Raw genomic sequence first — 26,260 nt, forward strand, 5'->3', positions numbered from 1 at the left:
ATGGCCGATACCGCCGCCCCTGCCCGTGCCGGTCCCGAGATCATCTCGATGGGCTGCCGCCTCAACATTGCCGAGGGCGAGGCGATGCGCGCGCTGCTGGCGGGGCGCGACGACGTGGTCGTGATCAACAGCTGTGCCGTCACCAACGAGGCGGTGCGCCAGACCCGCCAGGCGATCCGCAAGGCGCGCAAGGCACGGCCCGATGCGCAGCTCGTGGTGACGGGGTGCGCGGCGCAGACCGACCCCGCGATGTTCGCCGCGATGCCCGAGGTGGACCGGGTGCTTGGGAATATCGACAAGCTCGATGCTACGAGCTTCGATCCGCGCGCCAATGCCAAGGCCCGTGTCTCCGACATCATGGCCGTGCGCCAGACCGCGCCGCACATGGTCACCAGCTTTGCCGAACATGCCCGCGCGTTCGTCGAGGTGCAGAACGGGTGCGACCATCGCTGCACCTTCTGCATAATCCCCTATGGCCGGGGGAACAGCCGCTCGGTGCCCGCAGGGGCCGTTGTCGATGCGGTGCGCGCGCTGGTCGATACCGGCTATGCGGAAGTGGTGCTGACCGGGGTAGACGTAACCAGCTATGGCCCCGACCTGCCCGGATCGCCGAGCCTTGGGCTCCTGATCGAACGCGTGCTCAAGCTCGTGCCCAACCTGAAGCGCCTGCGCCTCTCGTCGCTCGACGGGGTGGAGGTGGACGACCGGCTGTTCGACCTGATCACCGGCGAGCCGCGTATCATGCCGCACGTCCACCTCTCGCTGCAATCGGGCGACGACATGATCCTCAAGCGCATGAAGCGCCGCCATAGCCGCGCGCAGGCGATCGCATTGGTCGAGCGGATGAAGGCGAAGCGCCCCGAGATCGCCATCGGCGCGGACCTGATCGCGGGCTTCCCCACCGAAGATGCGGCGATGCACGCCAACAACCTCTCGATCCTCGACGCCTGCGATGTCGTACACGGCCATATCTTCCCCTTTTCGCCGCGCGCGGGAACGCCTGCCGCACGGATGCCGCAGCTCGATCGTGCGCTGGTCAAGGCGCGCGCCGCAAAGATGCGCGCTGCTGCCCAAGCGCGGGCCGCGCGCTGGCGCGCCTCGCTGGTCGGCACCCGGCAGAACCTGCTGGTCGAGCGCGACGGGCGCACCGGCCATGGCGAGAATTTCGTGCGCATCGCTTTGCCCGCACCCGATCCTTCCCATATCGGGCGGATCGTGCCAGTGGCGATCACGGGACAGAGCGGCGACATGCTGACAGCGGAGATTGAAACATGAGCGAGGGCAGCTGGAGCGAGCGCCTGCTGGGCGGCTTTCGCAAGACGTCCGACAAGCTGACCCAGAACCTGACGGGGCTGGTCACCAAGTCGCGGCTCGACGAGGACCAGCTCGACGAGATCGAGGAAGCGCTGATCGTCAGCGATCTGGGGCCACAGATGGCGGGCAAGGTGCGCGCGCGGCTTTCCGAAGGCCGGTTCGAGCGCGGGCTCGACGAGGATGGCTTGCGCGAGATTGTCGGCGAGGAAATCGCCAAGTCGCTGCGCACGGTGGCCGAGCCGCTCGACATCATCGCCTTTCCGCGCCCGCAGGTGATATTGGTGATCGGCGTCAACGGATCGGGCAAGACCACGACCATCGCCAAGCTGGCGCATCTGTTCCAGGAACAGGATTATGGCGTGATGCTGGCGGCGGGCGATACTTTCCGCGCCGCCGCGATCGGCCAGCTCAAAGTGTGGGCCGAGCGGCTGGGCATCCCCATCGTCAGCGGCAAGGAAGGCGGCGACGCGGCGGGCATCGTGTTCGATGCGGTCAAGCAGGCGACCGCCACCGGCATCGACGTGCTGATCGTCGACACCGCAGGCCGGTTGCAGAACAAGCGCGAGTTGATGGACGAGCTCGCCAAGATCCGCCGCGTGCTCGGCCGTCTCAACCCCGAAGCCCCGCATGACGTGGTGCTGGTGCTCGATGCGACCAACGGGCAGAACGCCCTGTCGCAGATCGAAACGTTCAAGGAGGTGGCGGGCGTTACAGGGCTCGTGATGACGAAACTCGATGGCACCGCGCGCGGCGGCATATTGGTGGCAGCGGCCGAGAAATTCGGCCTGCCCATCCACGCGATCGGCGTGGGCGAGACGATCGACGACCTCAGGCCCTTCGATCCCGAATATCTCGCGCATGTCATCGCCGGAGGCACCAAGTGAGCGAGGAAATGCCGCAGACTGCCGCCGCCGAAGCCGTGGCCGTGCCGAAGAAAAAGTCCGAGGGCAGCCTGCTGCCGCTGCTGCTCGATTTCGGCCCGCTGCTGGTGTTCTTCGCGGTGTTCAAGCTGACCCAGAGCGACGGCGCGGCGCTCGCCAGCACCCGTGCGGCGATCAATGGGACGCTCGCGTTCATGCTCGCGATCCTGGTCGCGGTGGCGGTGTCGAAATGGCGGCTGGGCCGCGTGTCGCCGATGCTGTGGCTGAGCGCGGTGCTGGTCGTCGGCTTCGGCGCGCTGACGGTCTATTTCAACGACGAACGCTTCATCCAGATCAAGCCGACGATCATCTATTCGGGCTTTGCCGCGCTGCTGCTCGGCGGCTGGATGATGGGCAAGCCGCTGCTGCGCTACCTGCTGCAAGCCGCCTATGACGGGCTGGACGAGACCGGCTGGCTCAAGCTCTCGCGCAACTGGGGGCTGTTCTTCGTCGTCATGGCGCTGATCAACGAGGGCCTGCGCCAGTTCCTGACCTTCGAGACCTGGCTAACGGTCAAGGTCTGGGGCGTCACCGCCTTGTCCTTCCTGTTCGCGATGAGCCAGATCCCGATGCTGATGAAGCATGGCCTGGCGCTTGAAGGTGCTGAAGCGAAAGATTAAAAGAGCGCGCTGCGGCCTCGGAACAACAAGGAATCGCGAGCCGGTCCGATGATCGGTGCAATGCGATCATGCTGGAATGATGAGGATGGCCAACAAGCTCTTTATATTTGCATCCCTTTTGGTCGTGTGTGTGCCGACATCGGGTTGGGCATCGCCCAAAGTCGATCGCGGCAACGGCTTTTTCTTCAACAAGCCCGGAGCAACTGCCGAACTTGCGACGCGCGAGACCGAAAGCTGTCGGAAGCTTGCGAGCGGCGCCGAATCACAGATCAACACCATCGATGTCCTGGCCGGGGGCCTTGCCGCAGTCTTTGGCGGTGCGCTTGCCGATGGCGACCAGAAGCGGATCAACACGGAAAACTGCATGCTGATCCGCGGCTGGAACCTCTATGCGATGACGCGCGAGGAAGGCCGGGCGTGGAAGGCCTTGCCACAGGCTGAGCGCAACGCTGAGCTCGCCATTCTGGTCGGCGCCGAAAAGCCGGCACGCGGCAGCCTGCTGCGCACCTGGCACAACGACTATGCGGAACCGGCGCTATGGCAAAAGAACTGATGGCCCTGTTCAGCCTTGCGCTGGCCACCCCGGCCATGGCGCAGCTTTCCGATCAGGTCGACCTCAAGAAGCCAGAAGGACCCGTGCCCGCAGCCAATGAGGCGATGATCGTGCTGCGTCCCCATGCGCTGGGCATGGTGGGCGACAACCGTATCCTGTTCTACCGCTATGACCCGGCCACCAGGAAGGTCGCGCTGGACGCACAGGGCAAGCCGGTCTGCACCAAGATCACGTACAGCTATACGGTTTTCGGCGGGAAGAAGGGCGAAAAGGCGCTGCGCGTGGCGATTGTCCCCGCGGGCGATTACGTGCTGGCAGGCCGGACGTTCAACATGACCTATACCGACGTCTTCTGCCTCGGCGCGCCGCACTTTCGCGTCGAGCCGGGCAGCGTCACCTATATCGGCGACTTCGAGATGCTCGCGCTGGAGAAGATGGCGGACGGAGGGCGACGCAACGCCATGCGCTATTCTGCGGACCTGGAAGGGACGCGCCAGCAATTTGCTGCGGCCTATCCCCAGCTGTCTGCGCAACTGGAAGGCTGGCAACCGGCAAACGGTGCAACCTTTCAGTGCCTGGGCGATGAGTTCGTTGCATATCGCGTCCCCACCAGCACCAAGCCCTGAAATGGAAAACGGGGCTGCGACATCGTCGTAGCCCCGCAATATTCCAGGCCTGGCTTGCTGTCCAAACTGCAAGCCAGGCTATTGGACCCGAGCGATCAACCTTCCTGGTCGGCGCGCTCGGTGCCCTTGCCGTCGAGGTTCTGCGCGACGAATTCCCAGTTGATCGCCTTGTCGAGCACGGTCGACAGGTAATCCGGGCGGGCGTTGCGATAGTCGATATAATAGGCGTGTTCCCACACATCGAGCGTCAGCAGCGGCTTCATGCCTTCGTGCGCGACCGGCGAGTCCGCGTCGTGCAGCGAGGTGATTTCCAGTTTGTCGCCGTTCAGCACCAGCCAGGCCCAGCCGCTGCCGAAATGGCCGACGGCCTCGGCCTTCAGCTTGTCCTTGAAATCGGCGACCGAGCCGAAATCGGCCTTGATGCGCTCTTCGAGCGAGCCGGGGATCGACTGGCCTTCGGGGCTGAGGCAGTGCCAGAAGAAGGTGTGGTTCCAGATCTGCGCAGCGTTGTTGAACAGGCCCTTGTTGCCCTTTTCCTTCGCGGCGACGATCACCTTGGAGAGGCTCGCGCCTTCCAGGTCCGTGCCCTTCACCATGTCGTTCGCCTTGCCGACATAGGCATTGTGATGCTTGCCGTGGTGATAGTCGAAGGTTTCCGCCGACATCACGTCGCCGAACGCGGTCTTTTCAAAGGGAAGCGGGGGAAGCACGAAAGCCATGGGTCATCTCCTGTTTTGGAAAAGCGTTGGAACGATTGCCGCAACGCATATGGGCAATTGCGTAGCCGGGTAAAGGGTCAATGCGCGGGGTTCCCGCAATTACGGGAAGCACCTCATTCGGTTGCGATGCGCCAGGGCGGATAGCGCCGGTTCTCGCCGCCGAAATAGAGGCACAGCACATTGCCCGCCGGATCGCTCAGCCGCGCCTCGCGCCAGCCCCAGCTTTCGTCTCGCGGAAACTGGTCGATGGCGAAGCCTTCCGAGGCGAGCGCGGTGACGCGCACGTCGAGATCGGCGCATTCGAGATAGACCATGGCCCCGCCCGCAGGTTCGCCGACATGGATCGAGAGCGTTGCGCCATTGTCCGCCTCGAACCTGGCATAGCCATTGTCCGGGCTGTCGACGATCTGGGTGAGGCCCAGCGCGCGGTAGAAGGCCACCGACGTGGCATAATCGGCCGCGCCCAGCGTCACCTGGTTGAGATGCCAGCCGGGGGCGAGCGCATCGTTGCGCACCGCCAAATGCCCCATCGGACCGTTCGCCTCGACCAGTCCTGGCGCATCGCGCAGCGCCAGCCGCACGAACAGGCGCGCGCGCTCGATCGCGGCTTCCATCGGAACACCCTGCCCCAGCAGCGTCGCGATAGCGCTGGAGAGCGTGCAACCGGTGCCGTGGCTGTGCGGACTGTCGATGCGCGGATCGCTCCAGCGCGCCACCTCGCCCTCGCGGGTTACCAGCCGGTCGGTGACGGTCTCGCCCCCCGCATGCCCGCCCTTGATCAGCAGCGCGGGCGCGCGGTCGAGCACCGCCGCCTCGCCGCCCAAAGCCGCGAGTTCGGGCAAGTTGGGCGTGACGAGCGTGGCGCAGGCCATCAAGCGCCGGAACGCCGCGATGGTGGCAGCATCCGCCAGCACTGCGCCGCTCGAGGCGATCATCACCGGATCGAAGATCACGGGAACGCCCGGGTGCGCGACAAGCCAGTCGGCCAGCGCCTCGGCGATCGCAGGCGACCCCAGCATACCGATCTTGATGGCGTCGAGCCCGAAATCGCGCGCAACAGCGTCGATCTGCGCAACGACCAGGCTTGCATCCAGCACCTCCACCGCCCCGACCCCGCGCGAATTCTGCGCGGTGATCGCGGTAATCGCGGTCATCGCATGGCCGCCCAGCATGGTGATGGTCTTGATATCGGCCTGAATGCCGGCTCCGCCGCCGGAATCGGAGCCTGCGATGGTCAGGATGCGCGCGGGCCGTTCACCCATGCTGCGTAAACTTGCGCTCGGTCGAGCCGGGGAATTTCTCGAGCAGCTTCTTGGGACGAACCGGGCGGTCGACCAGCTCGCCGCCGCAATTGGGGCAGCGGTCGTCGAGCTCCTCGGCGCATTCCGCGCAGAAGGTGCATTCGAACGAGCAGATGAACGCGCCAGGGTCCTGCGCTGGCGTATCCGCACCGCAGCGTTCGCAATCGGGGCGCATTTCCAGCATCAGAGCGCCACCTCCGCCACGACCGCGCAGATGCGGTCGACCACCGCCTCGACCTGCGCGGCATCGTCGCCTTCGGCCATCACGCGGATGACGGGCTCGGTGCCCGACGGCCGGATCACCAGCCGCCCCTTGCCCCGCAGTTCCTCATCGGCATCGGCGATGACCTTCTGCACCTTGGGGTTTTCCAGCGGCTTGCCGCCCGAGAAGCGCACGTTCTTGAGCAGCTGCGGCACCGGATCGAACAGATGGAGCAGCTCGCTTGCCGGTTTGCCCTCGCGCACCAGCTCGGCCAGCACCTGCAGCGCGGCGACCGTGCCGTCGCCGGTGGTGGCATGGTCGGTCAGGATCATATGCCCCGATTGTTCGCCGCCGACATTGTAACCGCCCGCGCGCATCGCGCCGAGCACATAACGGTCGCCCACCTTGGTGCGGACAAGCTCGAGCCCCTGGCCCTTGAGATAGCGTTCCAGCCCCAGGTTCGACATGACCGTCGCCACCACGCCGCCGCCGCGCAGCCGCCCCTGGCGCGCCCAGCTTCCGCCGATCAGCGCCATGATCTGGTCGCCATCGACGATGGTGCCCTTCTCGTCGACCACGATCAGCCGGTCGGCATCACCATCGAGCGCGATGCCGATATCCGCGCCCGACGCCACGACCCGCTCCTGCATTGCCTCGACATGGGTCGAACCGACCCGGTCGTTGATGTTGAGCCCGTTGGGATTGACGCCGATCGCGATCACCTCCGCGCCCAGTTCCCAAAACGCGGAAGGCGCGACCTGATAGGCGGCGCCGTGCGCGCAATCGACGACGATCTTGAGGCCGTCCAGGCGCACCTGATCGGGCAGCGAGGCCTTGACCGCGTGGATGTAGCGACCGCGCGCGTCCTCGATCCGGCGGGCGCGGCCAATGGCTTCAGACGCGGCGAGCTGCGGATTGCCCGCTTCGAGCATCGCCTCGATCTGCATCTCGTCCTCGTCGGAGAGCTTGAAGCCATCGGGACCGAACAGCTTGATGCCGTTATCCTGGAACGGGTTGTGGCTGGCCGAGATCATCACGCCCAGGTCCGCGCGCATCGAGCGGGTCAGCAGGGCGACCGCAGGGGTCGGCATCGGCCCCACCAGCACCACATCCATGCCGACGCTGGTGAAGCCCGCGACCAGCGCATTTTCCATCATGTAACCCGAAAGCCGGGTATCCTTGCCGATGACGACGCGGTGCTTGTGGCTGCCGCGCAGGAAATGCGCGCCCGCGGCCTGGCCTACCGCCATGGCCATCGCTGCGGTCATGAAACCCTGATTGGTGCGTCCCCTGATACCGTCGGTGCCGAAAAACTTGCGTGTCACGCGTGAACCCCTGCCTGGTTTTTTCGCGGCTTAGCGGATTGGGCCGGGACTTGCCAACTCTGTCGCCAGCGGTCATGTCAAATCCCGTCATGCTGGACCCGTTCCAGCATCCACCGCGCCCCCGCAGCCAAAGCCGCGAGAGGCGAAATGGACCCTGGATCAACTTCAGGGTGACGGATCGCGCAATCCGTGTTCATAAGAAATCAGGATCGCGAACCAAACAGAATCATGAAGATACAAGGGCCCTGACTGAATGTTGAAAACCCTTCTGGTCCTGGGTGCTCTGGCCGTCGGCATTGCGCTGGGGATGGCGATCGGCGGCAATGCGCCGGGCCTCGTCAACGGCGCGGATGTGGTCGGGTCGCTCTGGCTGCGCGGACTGCAGATGACCGTCGTGCCGCTGGTGGTCACGCTGCTGGTCACGGGCATACTTCGCACCGCGCAAATGGCAAGCGCCGGACGGCTCACGGTGCGCGCGATCGCGACGATGATCGTGCTGCTCTGGGCGTCGGCCGCAATGGCGGCGGTCGTTACCCCCGCGCTGCTCGCCGCCTTTCCGCTGCCCGAGGCCGCGCGCGCCGCGCTGAGAGGGGCGCTCGCTACCGCCCAGCCGACCGGCGAGGTGCCGCCCTTTACCGAATTCCTGCGCGCGCTGGTGCCCACCAATCCGGTCGCCGCGGCCGCCAATGACGCCATCCTGCCGCTGATCATCTTCACGCTGGCTTTCGCCTTCGCCCTGACCCGGCTCTCACCGGAGCAGCGTGCGCCGGTGCAGGGCCTGTTCGCGGCGATTGCCGATGCGATGATCATCCTGATCGGCTGGGTGCTCGCGCTCGCGCCGATCGGCGTGTTCGCGCTCGGGCTGGTGGTCGGCTCGCGCGCGGGCGTCGCCGCGTTCGGCGCGCTCGGCCATTATGTGCTGACGGTCACCAGCGTCGGCGGTGTCGTGTGGATATCGGGCTTCGCGCTCGCCTGGATCGGTGGCCGGGTCAATCCCCTCGCCTTCCTGCGGGCATCGATCCCGGCCCAGGCCGTGGCGATCTCGACGCAATCCTCGCTCGCCTCGTTGCCGGCGATGCTCACCGGGGTGCGCGCGCTCGGCGTCGGCGAGCGCATTGCCGATGTCGTTCTGCCGATCGCGGTCGCATTGTTCCGCGCGACGGGTCCGTGCATGAACCTGGCCGTCGCCATCTATGTCGCGCATCTGATGGGCGTGGAGCTCGGTCCGGTGGCCCTGGCCGCCGGCGTCGCCGCCGCCGCGATCACCACCATGGGCGCGGTGTCGCTGCCCGGATCGATCAGCTTCATCAGTTCGATCGCACCGATCTGTATTGCCATGGGCGTGCCGGTCGAACCGCTGGCACTTTTGTTGGCGATCGAAGTCTTCCCCGATATCATGCGCACCTTGAGTAATGTAACCATGGACATGGCGGTGACGACGACTATTGCCCGCGCCGAAGGAGACAAAAAATGATCTATCGCAAACTGGGCGGGCTGCAGGTTTCGGCGCTGGGCCTGGGCTGCATGCCGATGGCGGGCATCGGAGCGGCGATGTACGGCAAGGCCGATCATCGCGAGTCCATCGCCACGCTCGAACGCGCGATCGAACTGGGCGTCACGTTCTTCGACACCGCCGAAGTCTATGGCCCCTATGTCAACGAAGAGTTGCTGGGACAAGCCATCAAGGGCCGCCGCGACCGGCTGGTGATTGCCACCAAGTTCGGCTTCCGGATCGAGGACGGCGGCTATCGCGGCGTCGATTCGAGCCCCGAGAATGTGCGTCGCGCTTGCGAGGGTTCGTTGAAGCGCCTCGGCATCGACACGATCGACCTTTACTACCAGCACCGCGTCGACCCCAATGTGCCGATCGAGGAGACGATCGGGGCGATGTCGCGGCTCGTCGAAGAAGGCAAGGTGCGCTATCTCGGCCTGTCAGAGGCAGGCGCCGACACCATCCGCCGCGCCGACGCCACGCACCCCATCACCGCGCTGCAAAGCGAATATTCGCTCTGGGAGCGCGGGGTGGAAGAGGAGATCCTGCCCTTGTGCCAGGACCTCGGCATCGGCTTCGTCCCCTACAGCCCGCTGGGCCGCGGCTTCCTGACCGGCCTGATCAGCCAACGTTCGGATCTGCCCGAAGGCGACTATCGCCTCAACGATCCGCGCTATTCGGAAGAGAATTTCGCGATCAACATGGGCGTGGTCGATGTGGTCGAGCAGATCGCCGTCGCGCACCGCGTCTCGCCTGCGCAGATCGCGCTCGCCTGGCTGCTGGCCCAGGGCGAGGATATCGTCCCGATCCCGGGGTCGAAGCGCCGTGCCACGCTTGAGGATTCGATGGCGGCTGTGAACGTGTCGCTGAGCGCCGCCGATCTCGACGCACTCGATGCCGCCGCGCCGCCGGGATCGACCGCCGGAGCGCGCTATGGCGAAATGGGCATGAAGATGGTCCGGCTCTGAACGATACAGCCCGGCGGCTTCCGTCGCGTCCGCCGGGCGATTGTCGCGATGTTACAAAACGAATTCCGAAACGCCATCAATCTGTAATTGTTGCGACGCACAAAAGACGCCGCTCGGATGCAGAGGGCGCGCATTCCACTCAATCTGAGGACATGCGCAATGCCCCGTTTTCCCCTTCGCGTCTCGCTCTTCTCGCTCGCCATCGCCCTGTCGGTGAGCCCTGCCCTCGCCCAGGATCAGGCCGATGCCGAGAGCGGCAGCGACAACACCATCATCGTGACTGCGCAGAAGCGCGAGCAGTCGATCCAGGACGTGCCGCTGACCGTCTCGGCGATCAATGGCGAGCAGATGGACAAGATCGGCATTGACGAGTTCGACGAGCTGTCCGCCTATATTCCCGGGCTCAACATTCAGGAGCAGAGCGCGAACAATCCCGGCTTCGTCATCCGCGGCATCACTTCGGATTCGGGCAGCGCGCAGATCGCGCCGCGCGTCACCATCTACCTCAACGGCATCGACGTCTCGCGCTCGCGCGGATCGTATTTCGACCTGTTCGACATCGACCGGGTGGAGGTGGTCAAGGGCCCGCAGGCAACGCTGTTCGGCACCGCCGCGACCATCGGCGCGATCTCGGTCATTACTGCCAAGCCCGAGCCGGGTTTCTCCGCCGACCTGCGCGGCAGCTACGGCAATTTCAACCTTTATGAGGGCCGCGCGATGATCAATGTCGGCAACGACAAGATCGCCGGGCGCATCGCTGCGTCCTACAAGAAGCGCGACGGCTATGTCCGCAACATCGCAGGCGAGCCCGGCACGACTTCGGCGCGCACCACCGGCAACACTCAGGCGGATCTCAACGGCATCGACCAGTTCGCCATTCGCGGATCGCTGCGCATCTGGCCGACCGCCGAGAGCACGATGGATTTCGTGTTCAACTACGAGCAGCAGCGCAACCCCGGCACCGCGTTCAAGTCCGGTTCGATCGCGCCCACCGGCGGCACCACCAGCCCGTACACGTTCGCCGAACTGGGCGGCGCGCCGGCCGATCTCAGCCGCGCGATCCTGGGCCTGCCCAAGCTCGGACTCAACCGCGAGGTCTATGATGCCAGCGTCACCTTCCAGACGCCCATGGGCGATGGCTGGTCGCTGACCTCGATCACCGGCTATCGCAAGTTCGACAGCCTCGAGACCTTCGACGCCGACGGCACCGCATTGTTCTTCCTCGAATTTGCCGAGGACGCACAGGGCGAGCAGATGAGCCACGAGACCCGCTTCGCCTATGACAGCGACCGGCTGCGCGGCTTTTTCGGCTTCAACGTGTTTCATGAAGAGGGCACGCAGGCCGTGCCGTTCCTGACCGATGAGGGCACCTATATCAGCTGCGCGCCCTTCCCTGCCTTTGCGCCGGTGCGCAACAATGTCGCCGCAGTGCTCGGCGTACCCGGCGCCTCGACCTGCGCCGCGCTCAACAGCCCGAATCCGGCGCGCAATGCCACCGCGATCCTGACGCGCGGCGCGGCGACCGTACTGCCTTATAGCAGCACCTTCACCAATGGCGGCAAGAACACGGTCTATTCGGGCTTTGCCGATCTGACCTTCGACATTTCCGACCGGTTCGAGCTGTCGGCGGGCGTGCGCTATCTCTACGAGGAGCGCGCCTCGACCTATACGGCCGTGCAGCCCGGCAGCCAGATCTTCGCCTCCTTGGGCGTGCGCGGCGTCTCGCTGCTCGGCGCGGTCGATACCGCAGGCCAGGTGTTCCGCGTCCGCGACAATTTCGATGCCTGGCTGCCGCGCTTCAACGCATTGTACCGCGTCACCGACGATGTGAACGTCTATGCCACCATCTCCAAGGGCCGCCGCTCGCCGGTGCTGAACCTCAGCGCCAGCGCGACGGCGGCTGGGCCGGTGCCCAATTTCACGCTCGTGGCAGAAGAAAAGATCTGGAACTACGAGGGCGGCGTCAAGGCGACGTTCGGCGGATTCTCGGGCTCGATCGGCGCCTTCTACCAGGATTATTCGAACTTCCAGACCAGCTTCTTCAACCAGCAGGGCCAGACCGTGCCGGTGAACGCAGGCAATGCCGGGAATTTCGGCGTGGAAGTCGAAGGCGCGCTGCGGATCGGCAACAACGTCCGCCTGTTCGCCAACTATGCCTATATCGATGCCAAGATCGAATCGCCCAATCCGGCATTCCAGGACAACCGTTTCCGCCTGCAGTCCAAGCACAAGGCGGCGGCAGGCATCGACGTGACGCTGCCGGTGGGCGACAGCGCCGAGCTGTTCTTCTTCCCGACGGTCACCTATTCGAGCAAGCAGTTCTTCGAAATCCCGAACAGCGAGCGGCTGAGCGAAGACGGCTATGTGTTGATCAACGCGCGCGCAGGTGTGCGCTTCGACGAGGGCCGCTACGAGATCACCGCCTTTGCCCGCAACCTTGCCAATGAGGATTATCTGATTGACGCAGGGAATACCGGCGGCGCGTTCGGCACCGCCACCTTCATCGCGGGCGAACCGCGCCTCTATGGCGTCCAGGTCGCGGCGAAGTTCTGATTGCTGCGTGTTGACGTGAAAAGCCCTCCCCCTCGATGGGGGAGGGTTGGGTGGGGGTGATCTTTCGGGATCGTGGTTCGGTTGGAATGATCTGCTGCTGGCTTCCGACCAACACCCTCACCCCACCGCTGCGACATAGGCAGCAAGCTGCCAAGTCTTCGCTGCCTCCCCCATCGAGGGGGAGGAAAGGATTTTAAGGCGTGAGGGCTGTGATGCCCCCCATATAGGGCACCAGCACTTCCGGCACGCGGACCGAGCCATCGGCCTGCTGGTAATTCTCCACGATCGCGACCAAGGTCCGCCCGATCGCCAGCGCAGAACCGTTGAGCGTGTGGACGAACTCGGTGCCCTTCTCGCCCTCGGGGCGGTAGCGGGTGTTCATCCGCCGCGCCTGATAGTCGCCGCAGTTCGAGATGCTGGCAATCTCGCGATAGGCATTCTGTCCGGGCAGCCAGACCTCGAGGTCATAGGTCTTGCGGCTCGCCTGGCCCATATCGCCCGCGCACAGCAGCATCTTGCGATAGGGCAACCCCAGCGCCTGCAGGATCGCCTCGGATGCGGCGCACATGCGCTCGTGCTCGGCCTCGGATTGGTCGGGCGCGGCGATGGTGACCAGCTCCACCTTCTCGAACTGGTGCTGGCGGATGAGGCCGCGCGTATCGCGCCCGGCGGACCCTGCTTCGGAGCGGAAGCATGGCGTCAGCGCGGTCAGCCGGATCGGTAGCTCGGCCGCGGTCAGGATCTGCTCGCGCACGCTGTTGGTGAGACTGACCTCGGAGGTGGAGATCAGCCAGCGGCCGTCGGTGGTCTGGAACAGGTCCTCGGCGAACTTGGGCAGCTGGCCCACGCCGAACACGGCCTCGTCGCGCACCAGATAGGGTGTCGCGCATTCGGCATAGCCTCGCGCGACCTGGGCATCGAGCATGAACTGGCCGAGCGCCCTGTTCATCCGCGCGATGCCGCCGCGCAGGAAGGTGAAGCGCGCGCCGGAAATCTTGGCCGCCGTCTCGAAATCCATGCCGAGTGCAGGCCCGATATCGGCATGTTCCTTGGGCTCGAAATCGAACTGCGGCTGATCGCCCCAGCGGACGAGTTCGACATTGCCGGTCTCGTCTTCGCCATCGGGCACATCGGCAGCAGGCAGATTGGGAAGCGCGGCGAGCCGCTCGGCCAGCGCGGCATCGCCTGCGCGCGCCTGCTCCTCGAGCTCGCTCAGCCGGGTCTTGAGCTCGGCCACCTCCGCCTTGAGCGCCTCGGCCTTTGCCGCATCCTTCTGCGCCATCGCCTGGCCGATCAGCTTCGACGCCTCGTTGCGCCGTGCCTGCGCCGCCTGCGATTCGTTCAGCGCCTCGCGCCGCTTGGCGTCGAGCGCGATGATTTCGGCTGCGACCGGCGGCTGCCCCTTGCGGACCAGCGCTGCGTCAAAGGCTTCGGGGTTTTCGCGGATGAATTTGATGTCGTGCATGGGCTGAGCCTATGCCCTGCCCGCCCGCCCCGATGCAATCCGCAATCGTGCGCCTGTCCATGCAAAAAGGGCGACCCCAAGGGATCGCCCTTTCCGCTAACGGTCGATGGCGGGCAGCGGTGACGGTCGCTGCCGGGCCGATCAGGCCGCGTTGCGCTTTGCGTCTTCCTTGCGCTTGGCGAAGCGGCGACGCGCTGCCAGTGCAACCGCACCTGCACCGAAGAGCAGGATGGCCGGCGGCGCAGGCACGTCGGTGCCGCCATCGGGCGGCGGCGGACCACCGCTCGAACCCGAAGAGGTGCTCGACGAGGAGGAAGACGAAGACGACGAACTGGAGCTCGACGAACCCGAGGAGCCGGTGCTGGTGCTCGACCCGGTGCTGGTGCCGCCAAAGCTCGACGAGGTGCTGCTCGAGGTGGCACCCGAAGAGGTGCTGGACGAGGTCGAACTGGACGAGCTGGAGCTGCTCGACGACGAGGACGAACCGCTCGAACCGCTCGAACCCGAGGACCCGGTCGATCCGCTCGACCCAGTAGAGCCTGACGATCCGGTCGAACCCGTGGACCCTGTCGAACCGCTCGAACCCGAAGAACCGCTGCTGGTCGACGAGCTGGAAGAGCTGCTCGACGACGACGAGGACGAGCCGCTGGAGCCCGAGGAACCGCTCGAGCCCGACGAGCCCGAGGAACCGCTAGAACCCGACGAGCCCGACGAACCGCTGGAACCGCCAGGCTTGCCCGGGTGACCGGGCTTGCCGGGATAGCCGGGCTTGTCGCCGCCTGACGAGGACGAACTCGAAGAGGAGGAACTGGACGAGGACGAGCTCGACGAGGAAGAGGACGACGAGGAGCTGGACGAGCTGACATTGCCCGAAGACGAGGAAACGTTGCCCGAGGACGTGCTGACGCCGCCCGTCGAGGTCGAAACGCCACCGGTCGAGGTGCTGACGCCGCCGGTCGAAGTGCTCACGCCGCCGGTCGAGGTCGAGATACCACCCGTCGAGATGTTGCCCGACGAGGTGCTGGTCGATCCGCCCGTGCTGGTGAAACCACCGGTCGAGGTGCTGGTCGATCCGCCGGTGCTGGTAAAGCCGCCGGTCGAGGTGCTGGTCGATCCGGTCGACGAGATCACGACGCTGCCGCCGCCACCGCCGCCGCCACCAAAGAAGCCGCCGAAGAAACCGCCGCCGAAGCCGCCACCGAAACCACCGAGGCCGCCGCCGACGACCACGGGGAAGCCGCCACCGCCGCCCGAGAAGCCACCCGAATCCTGCTGCGGATACGCGGGCAGAGGCAGCGGGATCGGCGCCTGCTGCGTCGTCACGGTCACGACCTGGGGCGTGGCCTGAACCGGCGTGCGGGCAACCATCCGGCGCGCGCGCTTGACCTTGCGGACCGGTGCCTTGGCCATCTGACGACCGCGAATCGGCTTGGTCGTCTTCGTCTGGCGATATTGCTTGACCTGGGCAGGCGGGGTGTCGGCGACATGGACAGCGCCACCACCGATGATCGCTCCGCCGCAAGTGCAGGCACACAGTTTTGCCAGGGCCATCCGTACAGACATTGTGTTTTCTCTCTCAGACCTGGGGCCATTCCGGGGCCCGTGGAGCAAGCACCAGGAGCCGGGGTCGGCGTAACGATATGCAACGCAAGCCAGAACAAAGCATTAATCTCAATGGTGTTAACCTTGATTTGACCAGCCGCGCGACAAAAATTTGCGCAATTGCCGGGCTTCGGGCACCTGCTGTCCCGATTTGAAACCGAAAAACGGCGCAAAATTAACCGATGCTATCGACCACGGCGGCTGGCAGGGCCGGATTTGGCATTGACGGTACGGCCTGCACACATGTGTCCGAAAAAGCGTCGATTAGTCCCTGATTCTAAGGTTTTTGCCGCTTGTATGCCCCCAAGCCGGTGGCTATAGCCCGCTGCAACCAAAGGCCGACGGGACGTGCCTGATCTGGGCGCGGAGCGGCGGTGCTGCAAACACCACCGGGAGCATTCAATGGCGTCCATCTCCACGGCTATCGATGACATCGATGTGCTGGCTAAGGCGCGCAGGAACATCGCGGGCGATTATTTTCCATCGCCCGACGAGGACTATATGTCCCCGCGCCAGCTGGAATATTTCCGTACGCTTTTGCAGGAATGGAAGCGCTCCATCCTGGCCGCGTCCAAGGACACGCTGCAGCAGCTGCAGGACGGCCCGATGCGCGAGCCCGACCTTAACGATCGCGCGTCGAGCGAGACCGATTGGGGCATCGAACTGCGCACCCGCGACCGGCAGCGCAAGCTCATCGCCAAGATCGATTCCGCGCTGCGCCGGATCGACGAGGGCGAATATGGCTATTGCGAGGTCACAGGCGAGCCGATCGGCCTGGGCCGGCTGGTCGCCCGCCCCATCGCGACGATGACGGTCGAGGCGCAGGAAGCGCATGAACGCCGTGAGAAAATCTCTCGCGACGACTGACGTCGGTCCCGCCCCGGCAGCCACCGGTTAACCAATTGGCGACACTCTTGGCGCTATAAGAGAGGCGTGCATCGCTTCCCTCCATATTGGGGGGAACTGCCTCTCTTGTCCCGCTGGAAGCCAGACCGATGAATATGCCTGTCAGCCCGAAATCTCTCGATGTTCAGGAGAGCCGTGCGAGAGACAGCCTGTTCCTGCTCGCCGAACTCACGCTGGAAGACAGCGGCGAGCGGCACAAGGTCAAGGTCCGCAATCTCTCCAGCGGCGGCATGATGGTCGAATCGGAGCTCGAGGTGGCCCAGGGCCAACGCATCGTCGTCGAACTGCGCAATATCGGCCATGTTCGCGGGCAGATTGCCTGGGTGCGCAGCGAGAAATTCGGCGTTGCCTTCGATCGGCAGATCAATCCCAAGCTCGCCCGCAAGCCGGTGGGTACCACGCAGGAAACGCCGCGCTTCCTGCGGGTGCTTGATGCCTATAGCCCGTCCTATCCGCGTCAGCGCTGACGCCCGGGCACCCTCTCCTTACCCATCATTTGCCGCGCTCGGCAGTTCGCCGTTCTGCGCGCCGATGCTCTGCGGGGCCAGCCGCTGATTGGCCGGGCTGCCGGTGAACGCGATTGGATGGCGCAGCGTGCGATAGGGTCCGATATGCGGCGCTGCCATGTCCATGAAGAAGCCGGTGGCCTTGAGATGCGGATCGTCAGGCACCTTCTCGATCGGATTGAACCGCATTGCCGGAATGTCTTCCTTGTCGAGCAGTTCGACCCATTCGTCGGTGGTCTTGGTCGCCGCGACCTCCTCGATGATCGCATAGAGGTCGCCTGTGTGCTTGGTGCGCTCCTCATAGGTTGAAAAGCGCGGATCCTCGAACACGCCCGGCCGTCCCCCGATCTCGAAGAATCGGGCCCATTGCCGGTCGACATAGGGAACGATGGCGATAAAGCCGTCCTTGGTCGGATAGGGCCTGCGCCGCGGGTTGATCGACCGGGTATAGCCGAACTTGCCATCGCCGGGGAAAGTCTGGCCGTACAGGTTCTCCACCATGTTGAAGAAAGTGAAGCATTCGAACATCGGCACCGATACGAACTGCCCCTCGCCCGTACGCTGACGGTGCACCACAGCAGCGAGAGTCGCGATCGTGGCGAACAGCCCCACCGTCTTGTCCGCGACCAGCGACGGGGTGTAGCTCGGCGGACCATCCGATCGCTTGGCATAGAGATCGGCCCAGCCCGATGCCGCCTGGACCAGATCGTCATAGGCCTGGCGCTTGCCATAGGGGCCATCGGCGCCATAGCCGCAGCAATGGATGTAGATGATATTCGGGTTGATCGCCTTGACCGATTCATAATCGAGCCCAAGCCGCGCCATGCCCGCCATGCGGACATTGTGGAAGAACACGTCCGCCTCGCGCAGCAGCGTTTCGAGCTGTGCCTTGCCCAGCTCTTCGCGCCCGTCGATCGTCACCGACTTCTTGTTGCGGTTGAGCGCCATGAAGATCGGCCCCAGATCACCGGTCGGCGAGGATCCGGCATAACGCATCATGTCGCCGGCATGGGTGCCGCCCTTGTTTTCCACCTTGATGACGTCCGCGCCCATATCGGCCAGCATCATCGTTGCCAGCGGCCCCATGACAACGCTCGACATGTCCAGAACGCGCACCCCGGCCAGCGGCCCGGTCGCCGCAGTTTCGCCTATCGTCCAGATTGCTTCAGCCACTTGGGCATTCCTCCTTGCTGATTACTGTCATATCGACTGTCACTTTAGGGGCACATCGGTCGTAAAATCGTTCAAAATCGGGACCAAATCCAAGGAAATGCGCCATTTCGGTGCGACTTGCCGGTTGCGAATAACACCATTGTGGAGCTAATGTCCGCGGCGCCGGAAGGGGTGTTTCGGTTTCGTACGACGAGTCGCATCCGTTCCCGTTGGGGGCTTTATGATATTGGGACTGTTTGAAAGCGCTGAACAGCGCAGCAAGGACGCGCGCGACCTGGACAATATGTTCAAGCGCTATGGCGATGATATCCTGAACGTGCTGCAGGCACGAGCCGACGATACCAAGCTGCGCGACCGTGACCGCAAGCACTGGGCGCGCCTGCTGCGCAAGGCCAAGTCGCGTTTCGGCTGAGGCGGGCAGGCCAGGGCTCATCGCATCACCGCCTTTGGTCGAAGCGACGACCCACCATCGCGCTGGCGATATTGACCTTCTGGATATCGATAGCACCACCGGCAATGCCCCAGCCCCAGGCGTCGCGCATGCGGCGTTCCATGGGATATTGGGTGGAATAGCCATAGCCGCCCATCAGCTGGACGGCATTGCCGGTTACCGAGCGCGCGATCTGGTTGGCGAAACACTTGGCCGACGAGCTGTCGAGGATCGACGGCAGGCCCTGGTCCGAATTGGCCGCCGCGCGCCAGATCAGCAACCTGGCCGCCTCGACCTCGATCTGCATTTCGGCAAGCTTCATCTGCACCGCCTGGAAGTCGACCAGCGGCTTGCCGAACTGCTGCCGCTCCTGGACATAGGCGAGCACGTCTTCCAGCGCACCCGAGGCCTGCCCCAGCGCCATGGTGGCATTGCCGCAGCGCTCGAGGTCGAACGCTTCCATCAGCCTGGCAAAACCGCCTGCCGGAACCACGATATTGCCTTCGGGCACCACGCAATCGTCGAACATCAGATCGGCCGAAGGCACGCCGCGAAAACCCATCAGCGTCTCGGGCTGGCCGAAGCTGAGGCCGGGCGAGCCCTTCTCCACCAGCACCGCGCCGATACCCTTGGCGCCCGGCGCGTCGGACAGCCGGGTATAGACCAGATAAGCGTCCGAATGCCCGCCGCCCGAGCACCAGCGCTTGGTGCCGTTGATGGTCACCCTGCCATCGGCGATCACGCCGCGAGTGGTAAGATCGGTCAGCGCGGTGCCCGCCGCAGGCTCGGACATCGATACGGCAACGATCATCTCGCCCGCGCAGACCTGCGGCACGATCCGCTGCTTGAGCGCATCGGGGGCGAAATGCTGGATCGCCCGCACCGGGCCAACGCACGCCTCGAACACAGGAAAGGCCACGGCGGAGCTGACCTTGGCCAGCTCTTCCAGCACGATCAGCGCGTCGAGATTGGATAGGCCAAGACCACCAAGCGCTTCGGGCGTGTTGATGCCGAGCAAGCCCATTTCGGCATAGCGGCGCACCATATCGCGCGGGACCGGGCGGTTGTCGCGTTCCAGCTCTGCGGCCAGGGGCAGCAGCTCGGCCTGCGCAAACCGGCGCACCGTATCGCGCAGCGCCACCTGCTCGTCCGAAAGGCTGAAATCCATCTCCACACCCCGTGTTAATCGTCCGGTTAACAACGGGATGCGGGAGAAACGGGCCCGCGTCAATGCCCAGTTCTGTCAGGCCGTGATGCGGGCCGGATTGCGGTCAGTCGCCGGTCAGGATGCGATCGACAAGCTGCTTCACCGTCGGCACGAAACCGTTGGAATAGAAGGGGTCAGTACCGAAATTATAGGCGGCATGGCCTGCGAACATCAGGTTCTTGTCCGGGTCGTCGCCATGCGCGATATTCTGCAGCGCCTTCTGGATGCAGAAGCTGCGCGGATCGGCGAGATAGCCGGTCGAGTTGTTGTCATGGTCCTTCCACGATGAGAACGCGCAATGCGACAGACAGCCCATGCAATCGGTCTGGTCCTTGCGGATTTCGGCGCGTTCCTCGGGGGTCACGAAGACCAGGGTGTTGTCGGGCGTCTTGAGCGCAGTGGTAAAGCCCTGCGCATCCCAGCGACGCGCGCGATCGAGATCGGCAGGGGCGACCCAGAAATTCTTGCCCTTCACGCCGCAATCAAGCTGCGCGGTATGTTCGCCCGCCATTTCGGTCGAGAAGGGAATCTGTCGCTCTGACCGAGCTTCCAGCAACTGGAGGAACGGGTTGCGCACCGCGCTCGAATAGAAGCCGGTCGGACTGAAGCGCTGGAGCAGCACATCGCCTTCCTGGATCTTGGTCAGCTCGTCCTTCCACTTTTGCGGGATCGGGCTTTCCTGCGTCAGCAGCGGGCGGGTGCCATACTGGAACGCGATCTGGCCGAGCTCGGGATTGTCGATCCAGTGCTCCCAGTCGCGCAGATACCAGACGCCGCCGGCCATGATGATCGGAACATCGTCCGAAATGCCCTCGGCGCGCATCGTATCGCGCAGCGCCTTGACGCGCGGATAGGGATCCTGCGGCTGGCGCGGATCTTCGGCATTGGAAAGGCCGTTATGCCCTCCCGCGAGCCAGGGGTCCTCATAGACCACCGCGGCCATCAGTTCGCTGACCTTGTGATAGGCGCGCTTCCACAGCGCACGAAAGGCGCGAGCAGAGCTGATGATCGGCAGGTAGTTGACGTTGTACTGCGCGGCGATCTCGGACAGCTTGTAGGGCATGCCCGCACCGCAGGTCACGCCCGCGACCATGCCGCGCGTGCGCTCAAGGATGCCGTGCAGGATTTGCTGCGCGCCGCCCATTTCCCAAAGCACGTTGATGTTGATCGCGCCCTGGCCGCCGGCGATCTCGAACGCGCGCTTGACCTGCGCGACACCGCCTTCGATGCCATAACGGATCAGTTCCTGGTGCCGTTCGGCGCGGGTGCGGCCGTGATAGATTTGCGGGATGACATTGCCGTTTTCGTCATAGCTGTCGGCATTGACCGCCGACACCGTACCAATGCCGCCCGCTGCGGCCCAGGCGCCCGAACTGGCGTGATTGGTGGCGGAAACCCCCTTGCCGCCCTCGATCAACGGCCAGACCTCGCGTCCGCCATAGATGATCGGCTTCAAACCCTTGAACACGTATCCGCTCCCACTTTGCCCCATGCCGGTATAGGCATGCTGCGCACAAAAAGACCAATGAAAAACCGATGAATGCCGCTGCCGGTTGCCTCTCAGGACCCGGGCTGATCGCAACCCCTGATCCTGCCCGGCTGCAGTGCCGGGCCAACCGCTTCGAACCGCGCGAAATAACCCGCGATATCGGGCTTTTCGATGAATTCGACCAGCTTGTAGCCCACCGCCTCGAACTCGCAGAAAAGGAGCTTGGGCGGAATGCCGTGCCGGTTGGTCGGTCGGTCGACATCGACCACGATCACCTGCCCGCCCTTTTTCAGCGCCGGCCGCAACCGCCAGATGAACGCATAGGGTTCGGTCACCTCATGATACATATGGACCATGAAGATGCGATCGAAGCTGTTCTCGGGAAGGCGCGGATCGTCGATATCGCCGGGCTTGATCGAGACATTGTCGAGCCGCTCGCGCTCGACGCGCATACCCAGCCGCTTGAGCGCGGCATCGTCGATGTCCTGCGCCAGCACGCGGCCCTCTGCTCCCACGCGCTCGGCCAGGCGCACGGTATAATAGCCGTTGCCCGCGCCGATATCGGCCACGGTCATGCCCGGGGCAATCCCCGCGAGGTCCATGACCTTGGTCGCCTCGTTGCGGTCGTCGCGGGCTTCCTCGTTCGAGAATTCGTTGCTGACCACGCCCGCCACCGGGCGATCGGCGCGGGGGAAAGTACGCGCGGTCTCGGGTCGGTCGCTTTCGTCACTGGGGGCCGGCTGGCAGGCGGCGAGCACCGCCGTTGCCAGCAGCAACCACGCAAACCGACCCGGACGGTCAGTCGACATCTTCGACATCGACCTTCTCGCCGGTGACCTTCTGCGACAGCGCAGCGGCCATGAACGGGTCGATCGCACCGTCGAGCACGTCGCCCGGAGAGGTGGAGGTCACGCCGGTGCGCAGGTCCTTGACCAGCTGATAGGGCTGCAGCACGTACGAGCGGATCTGGTGTCCCCAGCCGATCTCGGTCTTGGCGGCATATTCGCCCGAAGCCTCGGCCTCGCGTTTCTGCATCTCCGCCTCGTACATCCGCGCCTTCAGCATGTTCATCGCGGTGGCGCGGTTCTTGTGCTGCGAACGGTCGTTCTGGCTGGCGACGATGATGCCCGAGGGAATATGCGTGATGCGCACCGCGGAATCGGTGGTGTTGACGTGCTGGCCGCCCGCACCCGATGCCCGATAGGTGTCGATCTTGAGGTCGCTTTCCTTGATGTCGATCTCGAAACTGTCATCGATCACCGGATAGACCCAGACGCTCGAGAAGCTGGTATGCCGCCGCGCCGAGCTGTCATAGGGCGAGATGCGCACCAGCCGGTGCACGCCGCTTTCGGTCTTGGCCCAGCCATAGGCGTTCTCGCCCTTGATCAGCAGGGTCGCGGACTTGATGCCCGCCTGTTCGCCCGCGTGATAATCGACCAGCTCGACCTTGTAGCCGCGCCGCTCGGCCCAGCGCGAATACATGCGCTGCAGCATCTCGGCCCAGTCCTGGCTCTCGGTGCCGCCCGCGCCGGCATGAACTTCGAGATAGGTATCGTAGCTGTCCGCCTCGCCCGCGAGCAGTGCCTGCACCTTGTCGCGCTCGGCACGCTCGGACAGCGCCTTCAGCGTCGCCAGCCCTTCGGCCACGGTCTCGTCATCGCCCTCGGCCTCGCCCAGCTCGACAAATTCGATCGCATCGGCCATTTCCTGGCTGATCTCGTTGACCGTGCCGATCGCCTGTTCCAGCCGCCGCCGCTCGCGCATCACCTCTTCGGCCGATTTGGGATCGTTCCACAGCGTCGGGTCCTCGACGCGCGCGTTCAGCTCGTCGAGGCGACGCAGCGCGCGGTCCCAGTCCAGGAACTTGCGGACCAGCGCCAGCGCGGCGTTGATGCTATCGATATGGGCCTGCCCTTCGGCACGCATGGGGGTCACTCCTGATTAAATCGTGCCGCGCTCTAGCCTATCGCCCGGCAATCGCAAAGCCCTGCGGATATGGTGATTGAACTTGGCCAGCGATAGCCTAGATTCGCAGGATGCACGGCACCCCCGGCCCGGTCACCATCGATCTCAACATGCTGATGCGGGCCTATGCCATCGGCATCTTCCCCATGGCCGATGCGCGCGACGATGTCGATGTCTTCTGGGTCGAGCCGGAAATGCGCGCGATCCTGCCGCTCGACGGCTTCCGCTTTTCGACGTCGCTGCGCAAGGCGGTGCGGCAGGACCGGTTCACGGTCACCTGCAACCGCGCTTTTGCCAGGGTGATCGCAATGTGCGCCGAATCCGCCCAGGGCCGCGAGCAGACCTGGATCAACCGCACCATCGAGGCGAGCTTCATCGCGCTGCACAAGCAGGGACGCGCGCACAGCATCGAGTGCTGGCGCGATGGCGAGCTGGTCGGCGGGCTATACGGGGTCGAGATCGGCCGCGCGTTCTGCGGCGAGAGCATGTTCAGCCGCGCGACCGATGCCAGCAAGGTCGCGCTCGCCTGGCTGGTCGCGGCGATGCGCAAGGGCGGGCTGACGCTGCTCGACTGCCAGTTCATCACCCCGCATCTCGCATCGTTGGGCGCGATCGAACTGCCACAGGGTGAATATCTCAAGCTGCTGAACGAGGCGATCTGCGATTCGCCCTATGCGCCGCCTCGGGTGCAGCGGCCGCATCCGGTAATGCCGGGGCTTTATTCGGTATCGGTCGAAGGGGTCGCCGGGCCCGGGGCCGAATCGGGGCTGGTCGCGGGGTTTGCGGCACTGGCCGGAGCCGATGCGGTTGGCGCAGCCGACGAACCGCCCTTGCCGGCTTCCTCGACCGGCGCATCTTCACCCGGATATTCCATCGCGCACTTCTTGACCCAGACGTCGTAGATCGGGTGCTCGACGACGTTGAGCGAGGGCGATTCCTTGAACACCCAGCCAGAGAACACGCGCTTCCACACCGGATCGGACGAGCGGGTTTCGCGCTCCTGCACCAGCAGTTGAACGAACGCGCCGGTTTCGGGCACCTGTTCCCAGGGCGCGGTGCGCTCGCAGGCCGAAAGCCGGACGATCGCATTGCCGACACGGCGCGATTCGCCTGGCTTCATCTCCAGATCGCGGGTTTCGCCGTTGCGCTTGTTGAGCAGCGCGATGGTGGCGACGCGCTGCGCCATTGGCGTAGCCTCGCCTGCCGCAGCCGCCTGGACCGGCGGCGGGGTGGAGGGGCGAAGCGCAACCTTCTTTGGGACGGACTGCTGTCCGCGGCTAAACAGCTGGTCGCCGAACTGCATCCAGGCATAGACGCCTGCCCCTGCGAGCGCGGCGACGACGATGAGAATGGCGAGGATTCGCCCGCGCGTCACGCCTCGGGCGTCCACGCTTCATAATCGCCGGTGGCAGCGGCGCGAACGCCGCCGCGTTCCAGCGCACCGGCGGGACGATAGGCGGCCGGCGTGCCGGTCAGGTTGGGAACATAGTCCTTTTCCCAGATCCGCGGCGGCGGAAGATGGCTTTCGGGAATCGCATCATAACTGTGGTGCAGCCAGCCATGCCATTCGGAAGGAACGCGGCTCGCATCGTTGGCGCCCTTGTACAGCACCCAGCGGCGCTCCTTCTGGCCCTTTTTGGGCTTGGAGCGGAAATAGGTGTTGCCCTGATGGTCTTCGCCGACCTTCTCGCCGTTCAGCGCGCTGAACAGATGCGTTCCGACGGTCGCCCCGTCCCACCAGGTGAAGATTTTTGCCAATAGTCCCATGAGCGCCCGCTTAATGCCAAGCGACCGAAAGGGGAAGATGCTTTTGCACCGAAAAGGCCGGGCAACACGCCTTTGCCGCTGCAGACAAAGGTGAAGCGGGACAGCAGAGCCATCCCGCTTCTATCCGTAGGTGCGACCCGTCAGGATAAGATGACCAGGGCATTGCGGCCCCGGCAATCAGGTTCAGCCAGCCAGCGCCATCTGCTTGTCGGAAACAAGCCGGTGCATCGCCTTTTGCAGCTTCTCGAACGCCCGCACCTCGATCTGGCGGACGCGCTCGCGGCTGACATTATAGACCTGGCTCAGCTCTTCGAGCGTCTTTGGATCATCGACCAGTCGGCGCTCGTTGAGAATGTGCCGCTCACGCTCGTTCAGCGATTCCATCGCTTCGCCGAGCAGCTTGTGGCGAATCTCTGCCTCCTGCGCATCGGCAACGGCAACGTCCTGCAGCGGCGCGTCGTCGGTCAGCCAATCCATCCACTGGCCGTCGCCATCCTCGCGCACCGAGACGTTGAGCGACGCATCGCCGCCCATCGCCATACGGCGGTTCATGTTGACGACTTCGGTTTCCGACACGCCCAGCTTGGTCGCGATAGCCTTGACATCGTCGGGATGCAGATCGCCATCTTCAAACGCGCGCAGGTTGTTCTTCATCCGGCGAAGGTTGAAGAACAGCTTCTTCTGCGCTGCGGTGGTGCCCATCTTCACGAGGCTCCAGCTGCGCAGGATATATTCCTGGATCGACGCCTTGATCCACCACATCGCATAGGTGGCCAGGCGGAAGCCGCGGTCGGGCTCGAATTTCTTCACGCCCTGCATCAGACCGATATTGCCTTCGGAAATCAGCTCGCTCACCGGCAGGCCATAGCCGCGATAGCCCATCGCGATCTTCGCCACGAGGCGCAGATGCGAGGTTACCAGCTGGGCAGCAGCCTCGGGATCCTGATGTTCCTGATAGCGCTTGGCCAGCATATATTCCTGCTCGGGCTTGAGCAGGGGATATTTGCGGATTTCGGTGAGGTAACGGTTCAGGCTGGCCTCTCCGCCAAGGGCGGGGATGGTGGCCGGGACACTACGGGTCTCGCTCATTTTTTCCCTTTCTGCCAATCCGTTATGCGGGCCTCGATGGAGCGCCCGTCATGGGGATCGCATTTCGA

At 64.5% G+C, this 26,260-nt stretch carries 26 protein-coding genes and 1 pseudogene; 14 read left to right on the plus strand and 13 right to left on the minus strand.

The genetic code is table 11. The features are described 5' to 3' along the window. From mtaB to AX725_RS04700, 5 genes are all read left to right on the plus strand, one after another. Window positions 1-1,275 (plus strand): tRNA (N(6)-L-threonylcarbamoyladenosine(37)-C(2))-methylthiotransferase MtaB, encoded by a 1,275-nt coding sequence (gene mtaB, locus AX725_RS04680; RefSeq protein WP_060977140.1) that lies wholly within the window; start codon window positions 1-3, stop codon window positions 1,273-1,275. Continuing rightward, window positions 1,272-2,198, plus strand: coding sequence for a signal recognition particle-docking protein FtsY (gene ftsY, locus AX725_RS04685; RefSeq protein WP_023836455.1), 927 nt, complete (start codon window positions 1,272-1,274; stop codon window positions 2,196-2,198). The genes mtaB and ftsY overlap by 4 nt, the downstream gene beginning before the upstream one ends. Further along, a complete protein-coding gene (locus AX725_RS04690) occupies window positions 2,195-2,854 on the plus strand; it encodes an inner membrane-spanning protein YciB (protein WP_231729285.1) in 660 nt (219 codons plus the stop codon). The genes ftsY and AX725_RS04690 overlap by 4 nt, the downstream gene beginning before the upstream one ends. A gap of 85 nt (window positions 2,855-2,939) precedes the next feature. Then, window positions 2,940-3,407, plus strand: coding sequence for a hypothetical protein (locus tag AX725_RS04695; protein ID WP_060977141.1), 468 nt, complete (start codon window positions 2,940-2,942; stop codon window positions 3,405-3,407). After that, window positions 3,392-4,033, plus strand: a complete 642-nt coding sequence (locus AX725_RS04700; protein WP_155645932.1) for a hypothetical protein — start codon at window positions 3,392-3,394, stop codon at window positions 4,031-4,033. The genes AX725_RS04695 and AX725_RS04700 overlap by 16 nt, the downstream gene beginning before the upstream one ends. A gap of 95 nt (window positions 4,034-4,128) precedes the next feature. Here the strand turns inward: AX725_RS04700 and AX725_RS04705 are convergent, their stop codons facing one another. The 4 genes from AX725_RS04705 to glmM all read right to left on the minus strand — a co-directional run bounded on the left by AX725_RS04705 (window position 4,129) and on the right by glmM (window position 7,580). After that, window positions 4,129-4,752: a superoxide dismutase gene (locus AX725_RS04705; RefSeq protein ID WP_060977143.1), complete on the minus strand. Its 624-nt coding sequence runs from the start codon at window positions 4,750-4,752 to the stop codon at window positions 4,129-4,131. Window positions 4,753-4,865: 113 nt separating this feature from the next. Then, window positions 4,866-6,014 (minus strand): bifunctional hydroxymethylpyrimidine kinase/phosphomethylpyrimidine kinase, encoded by a 1,149-nt coding sequence (thiD, locus tag AX725_RS04710; protein WP_060977144.1) that lies wholly within the window; start codon window positions 6,012-6,014, stop codon window positions 4,866-4,868. Then, window positions 6,007-6,237: a DUF1272 domain-containing protein gene (locus tag AX725_RS04715; RefSeq protein WP_060977145.1), complete on the minus strand. Its 231-nt coding sequence runs from the start codon at window positions 6,235-6,237 to the stop codon at window positions 6,007-6,009. Before AX725_RS04715 ends, thiD begins: the two co-directional genes overlap by 8 nt. After that, complete coding sequence (gene glmM, locus AX725_RS04720; RefSeq protein WP_060977146.1) at window positions 6,237-7,580, minus strand: phosphoglucosamine mutase; 1,344 nt, start codon at window positions 7,578-7,580, stop codon at window positions 6,237-6,239. The genes AX725_RS04715 and glmM overlap by 1 nt, the downstream gene beginning before the upstream one ends. Window positions 7,581-7,833: 253 nt before the next feature. Here glmM and AX725_RS04725 point away from each other — a divergent pair, with 253 nt between their 5' ends. The 3 genes from AX725_RS04725 (at window position 7,834) to AX725_RS04735 (ending at window position 12,593) form a co-directional block, all read left to right on the plus strand. Next, window positions 7,834-9,054, plus strand: coding sequence for a dicarboxylate/amino acid:cation symporter (locus tag AX725_RS04725; protein WP_060977147.1), 1,221 nt, complete (start codon window positions 7,834-7,836; stop codon window positions 9,052-9,054). Then, complete coding sequence (locus AX725_RS04730; RefSeq protein ID WP_060977148.1) at window positions 9,051-10,040, plus strand: aldo/keto reductase; 990 nt, start codon at window positions 9,051-9,053, stop codon at window positions 10,038-10,040. Before AX725_RS04725 ends, AX725_RS04730 begins: the two co-directional genes overlap by 4 nt. 159 nt (window positions 10,041-10,199) lie before the next feature. Next, window positions 10,200-12,593, plus strand: coding sequence for a TonB-dependent receptor (locus tag AX725_RS04735; protein ID WP_060977149.1), 2,394 nt, complete (start codon window positions 10,200-10,202; stop codon window positions 12,591-12,593). Between the two features lie 193 nt (window positions 12,594-12,786). On the opposite strand, the gene serS is transcribed toward AX725_RS04735, so the two are convergent. Next, window positions 12,787-14,058, minus strand: coding sequence for a serine--tRNA ligase (gene serS / locus AX725_RS04740; protein ID WP_060977150.1), 1,272 nt, complete (start codon window positions 14,056-14,058; stop codon window positions 12,787-12,789). 229 nt (window positions 14,059-14,287) lie between these two features. On the opposite strand from serS, the gene AX725_RS21430 reads away from it, so the two are divergent. From AX725_RS21430 to AX725_RS04760, 4 genes are all read left to right on the plus strand, one after another. After that, window positions 14,288-14,803: a hypothetical protein gene (locus AX725_RS21430; protein ID WP_060977151.1), complete on the plus strand. Its 516-nt coding sequence runs from the start codon at window positions 14,288-14,290 to the stop codon at window positions 14,801-14,803. Between the two features lie 24 nt (window positions 14,804-14,827). After that, window positions 14,828-15,406 carry a ribosomal eL19 family protein gene (locus tag AX725_RS04750; RefSeq protein WP_060977152.1) on the plus strand — a complete coding sequence of 193 codons (579 nt, stop codon included), beginning with the start codon at window positions 14,828-14,830 and terminating at the stop codon, window positions 15,404-15,406. Between the two features lie 656 nt (window positions 15,407-16,062). Then, window positions 16,063-16,527 (plus strand): RNA polymerase-binding protein DksA, encoded by a 465-nt coding sequence (dksA, locus tag AX725_RS04755; RefSeq protein ID WP_197418005.1) that lies wholly within the window; start codon window positions 16,063-16,065, stop codon window positions 16,525-16,527. Window positions 16,528-16,655: 128 nt separating this feature from the next. Next, window positions 16,656-17,033, plus strand: coding sequence for a PilZ domain-containing protein (locus tag AX725_RS04760; protein WP_208597801.1), 378 nt, complete (start codon window positions 16,656-16,658; stop codon window positions 17,031-17,033). An 18-nt stretch (window positions 17,034-17,051) separates the two neighbouring features. Here the strand turns inward: AX725_RS04760 and AX725_RS04765 are convergent, their stop codons facing one another. Continuing rightward, window positions 17,052-18,245: a CaiB/BaiF CoA transferase family protein gene (locus AX725_RS04765; RefSeq protein WP_081097079.1), complete on the minus strand. Its 1,194-nt coding sequence runs from the start codon at window positions 18,243-18,245 to the stop codon at window positions 17,052-17,054. 220 nt (window positions 18,246-18,465) lie between these two features. On the opposite strand from AX725_RS04765, the gene AX725_RS04770 reads away from it, so the two are divergent. Further along, the gene (locus AX725_RS04770; protein WP_060977153.1) at window positions 18,466-18,657 is read left to right on the plus strand and encodes a hypothetical protein; all 192 of its coding nucleotides are present in this window, start codon (window positions 18,466-18,468) and stop codon (window positions 18,655-18,657) included. A 25-nt stretch (window positions 18,658-18,682) separates the two neighbouring features. Here AX725_RS04770 and AX725_RS04775 read toward each other — a convergent pair whose 3' ends face one another. From AX725_RS04775 to prfB, 4 genes are all read right to left on the minus strand, one after another. Further along, window positions 18,683-19,843, minus strand: a complete 1,161-nt coding sequence (locus AX725_RS04775; RefSeq protein WP_060977154.1) for an acyl-CoA dehydrogenase family protein — start codon at window positions 19,841-19,843, stop codon at window positions 18,683-18,685. Window positions 19,844-19,946: 103 nt separating this feature from the next. Further along, window positions 19,947-21,350: an NAD(P)H-dependent flavin oxidoreductase gene (locus AX725_RS04780; protein WP_060977155.1), complete on the minus strand. Its 1,404-nt coding sequence runs from the start codon at window positions 21,348-21,350 to the stop codon at window positions 19,947-19,949. Window positions 21,351-21,442: 92 nt separating this feature from the next. Beyond that, on the minus strand, window positions 21,443-22,180 hold the full coding sequence (locus tag AX725_RS04785; protein ID WP_060977281.1) for a class I SAM-dependent methyltransferase: 738 nt from the start codon (window positions 22,178-22,180) through the stop codon (window positions 21,443-21,445). Next, window positions 22,170-23,297: a peptide chain release factor 2 gene (gene prfB, locus AX725_RS04790; protein WP_060977156.1), complete on the minus strand. Its 1,128-nt coding sequence runs from the start codon at window positions 23,295-23,297 to the stop codon at window positions 22,170-22,172. Before prfB ends, AX725_RS04785 begins: the two co-directional genes overlap by 11 nt. A gap of 110 nt (window positions 23,298-23,407) precedes the next feature. Here prfB and aat point away from each other — a divergent pair, with 110 nt between their 5' ends. Further along, window positions 23,408-24,238: a leucyl/phenylalanyl-tRNA--protein transferase gene (aat, locus tag AX725_RS04795; protein WP_060977157.1), complete on the plus strand. Its 831-nt coding sequence runs from the start codon at window positions 23,408-23,410 to the stop codon at window positions 24,236-24,238. A 35-nt stretch (window positions 24,239-24,273) separates the two neighbouring features. Here aat and AX725_RS21695 read toward each other — a convergent pair. From AX725_RS21695 to rpoH, 3 genes and pseudogenes are all read right to left on the minus strand, one after another. Further along, window positions 24,274-24,639: pseudogene (locus AX725_RS21695) on the minus strand (DUF2155 domain-containing protein); the annotation flags it as partial. Window positions 24,640-24,707: 68 nt separating this feature from the next. Beyond that, window positions 24,708-25,103 (minus strand): NADH:ubiquinone oxidoreductase subunit NDUFA12, encoded by a 396-nt coding sequence (locus AX725_RS04805; protein ID WP_060977159.1) that lies wholly within the window; start codon window positions 25,101-25,103, stop codon window positions 24,708-24,710. A 183-nt stretch (window positions 25,104-25,286) separates the two neighbouring features. Continuing rightward, a complete protein-coding gene (rpoH, locus tag AX725_RS04810) occupies window positions 25,287-26,192 on the minus strand; it encodes an RNA polymerase sigma factor RpoH (protein WP_060977160.1) in 906 nt (301 codons plus the stop codon). Window positions 26,193-26,260 lie beyond the last annotated feature (68 nt).

It is taken from the genome of Blastomonas sp. CCH9-A1, assembly GCF_001557175.1.
GTDB classification, from domain to species: domain Bacteria; phylum Pseudomonadota; class Alphaproteobacteria; order Sphingomonadales; family Sphingomonadaceae; genus Blastomonas; species Blastomonas delafieldii_A.

Bases quoted from the DNA above. Each gene is read 5' to 3' on its own strand.
- mtaB (WP_060977140.1), top strand. From the start codon at position 1: ATGGCCGATACCGCCGCCCCTGCCCGTGCCGGTCCCGAGATCATCTCG.
- ftsY (WP_023836455.1), top strand. From the start codon at position 1,272: ATGAGCGAGGGCAGCTGGAGCGAGCGCCTGCTGGGCGGCTTTCGCAAG.
- AX725_RS04695 (WP_060977141.1), top strand. From the start codon at position 2,940: ATGGCCAACAAGCTCTTTATATTTGCATCCCTTTTGGTCGTGTGTGTG.
- AX725_RS04700 (WP_155645932.1), top strand. From the start codon at position 3,392: ATGGCAAAAGAACTGATGGCCCTGTTCAGCCTTGCGCTGGCCACCCCG.
- AX725_RS04705 (WP_060977143.1), bottom strand. From the start codon at position 4,752: ATGGCTTTCGTGCTTCCCCCGCTTCCCTTTGAAAAGACCGCGTTCGGC.
- thiD (WP_060977144.1), bottom strand. From the start codon at position 6,014: ATGGGTGAACGGCCCGCGCGCATCCTGACCATCGCAGGCTCCGATTCC.
- AX725_RS04715 (WP_060977145.1), bottom strand. From the start codon at position 6,237: ATGCTGGAAATGCGCCCCGATTGCGAACGCTGCGGTGCGGATACGCCA.
- AX725_RS04725 (WP_060977147.1), top strand. From the start codon at position 7,834: ATGTTGAAAACCCTTCTGGTCCTGGGTGCTCTGGCCGTCGGCATTGCG.
- AX725_RS04730 (WP_060977148.1), top strand. From the start codon at position 9,051: ATGATCTATCGCAAACTGGGCGGGCTGCAGGTTTCGGCGCTGGGCCTG.
- AX725_RS04735 (WP_060977149.1), top strand. From the start codon at position 10,200: ATGCCCCGTTTTCCCCTTCGCGTCTCGCTCTTCTCGCTCGCCATCGCC.
- serS (WP_060977150.1), bottom strand. From the start codon at position 14,058: ATGCACGACATCAAATTCATCCGCGAAAACCCCGAAGCCTTTGACGCA.
- AX725_RS21430 (WP_060977151.1), top strand. From the start codon at position 14,288: ATGGCCGGCGGCGCAGGCACGTCGGTGCCGCCATCGGGCGGCGGCGGA.
- dksA (WP_197418005.1), top strand. From the start codon at position 16,063: ATGGCGTCCATCTCCACGGCTATCGATGACATCGATGTGCTGGCTAAG.
- AX725_RS04760 (WP_208597801.1), top strand. From the start codon at position 16,656: ATGAATATGCCTGTCAGCCCGAAATCTCTCGATGTTCAGGAGAGCCGT.
- AX725_RS04770 (WP_060977153.1), top strand. From the start codon at position 18,466: ATGATATTGGGACTGTTTGAAAGCGCTGAACAGCGCAGCAAGGACGCG.
- AX725_RS04775 (WP_060977154.1), bottom strand. From the start codon at position 19,843: ATGGATTTCAGCCTTTCGGACGAGCAGGTGGCGCTGCGCGATACGGTG.
- AX725_RS04785 (WP_060977281.1), bottom strand. From the start codon at position 22,180: ATGTCGACTGACCGTCCGGGTCGGTTTGCGTGGTTGCTGCTGGCAACG.
- prfB (WP_060977156.1), bottom strand. From the start codon at position 23,297: ATGCGTGCCGAAGGGCAGGCCCATATCGATAGCATCAACGCCGCGCTG.
- aat (WP_060977157.1), top strand. From the start codon at position 23,408: ATGCACGGCACCCCCGGCCCGGTCACCATCGATCTCAACATGCTGATG.
- AX725_RS04805 (WP_060977159.1), bottom strand. From the start codon at position 25,103: ATGGGACTATTGGCAAAAATCTTCACCTGGTGGGACGGGGCGACCGTC.
- rpoH (WP_060977160.1), bottom strand. From the start codon at position 26,192: ATGAGCGAGACCCGTAGTGTCCCGGCCACCATCCCCGCCCTTGGCGGA.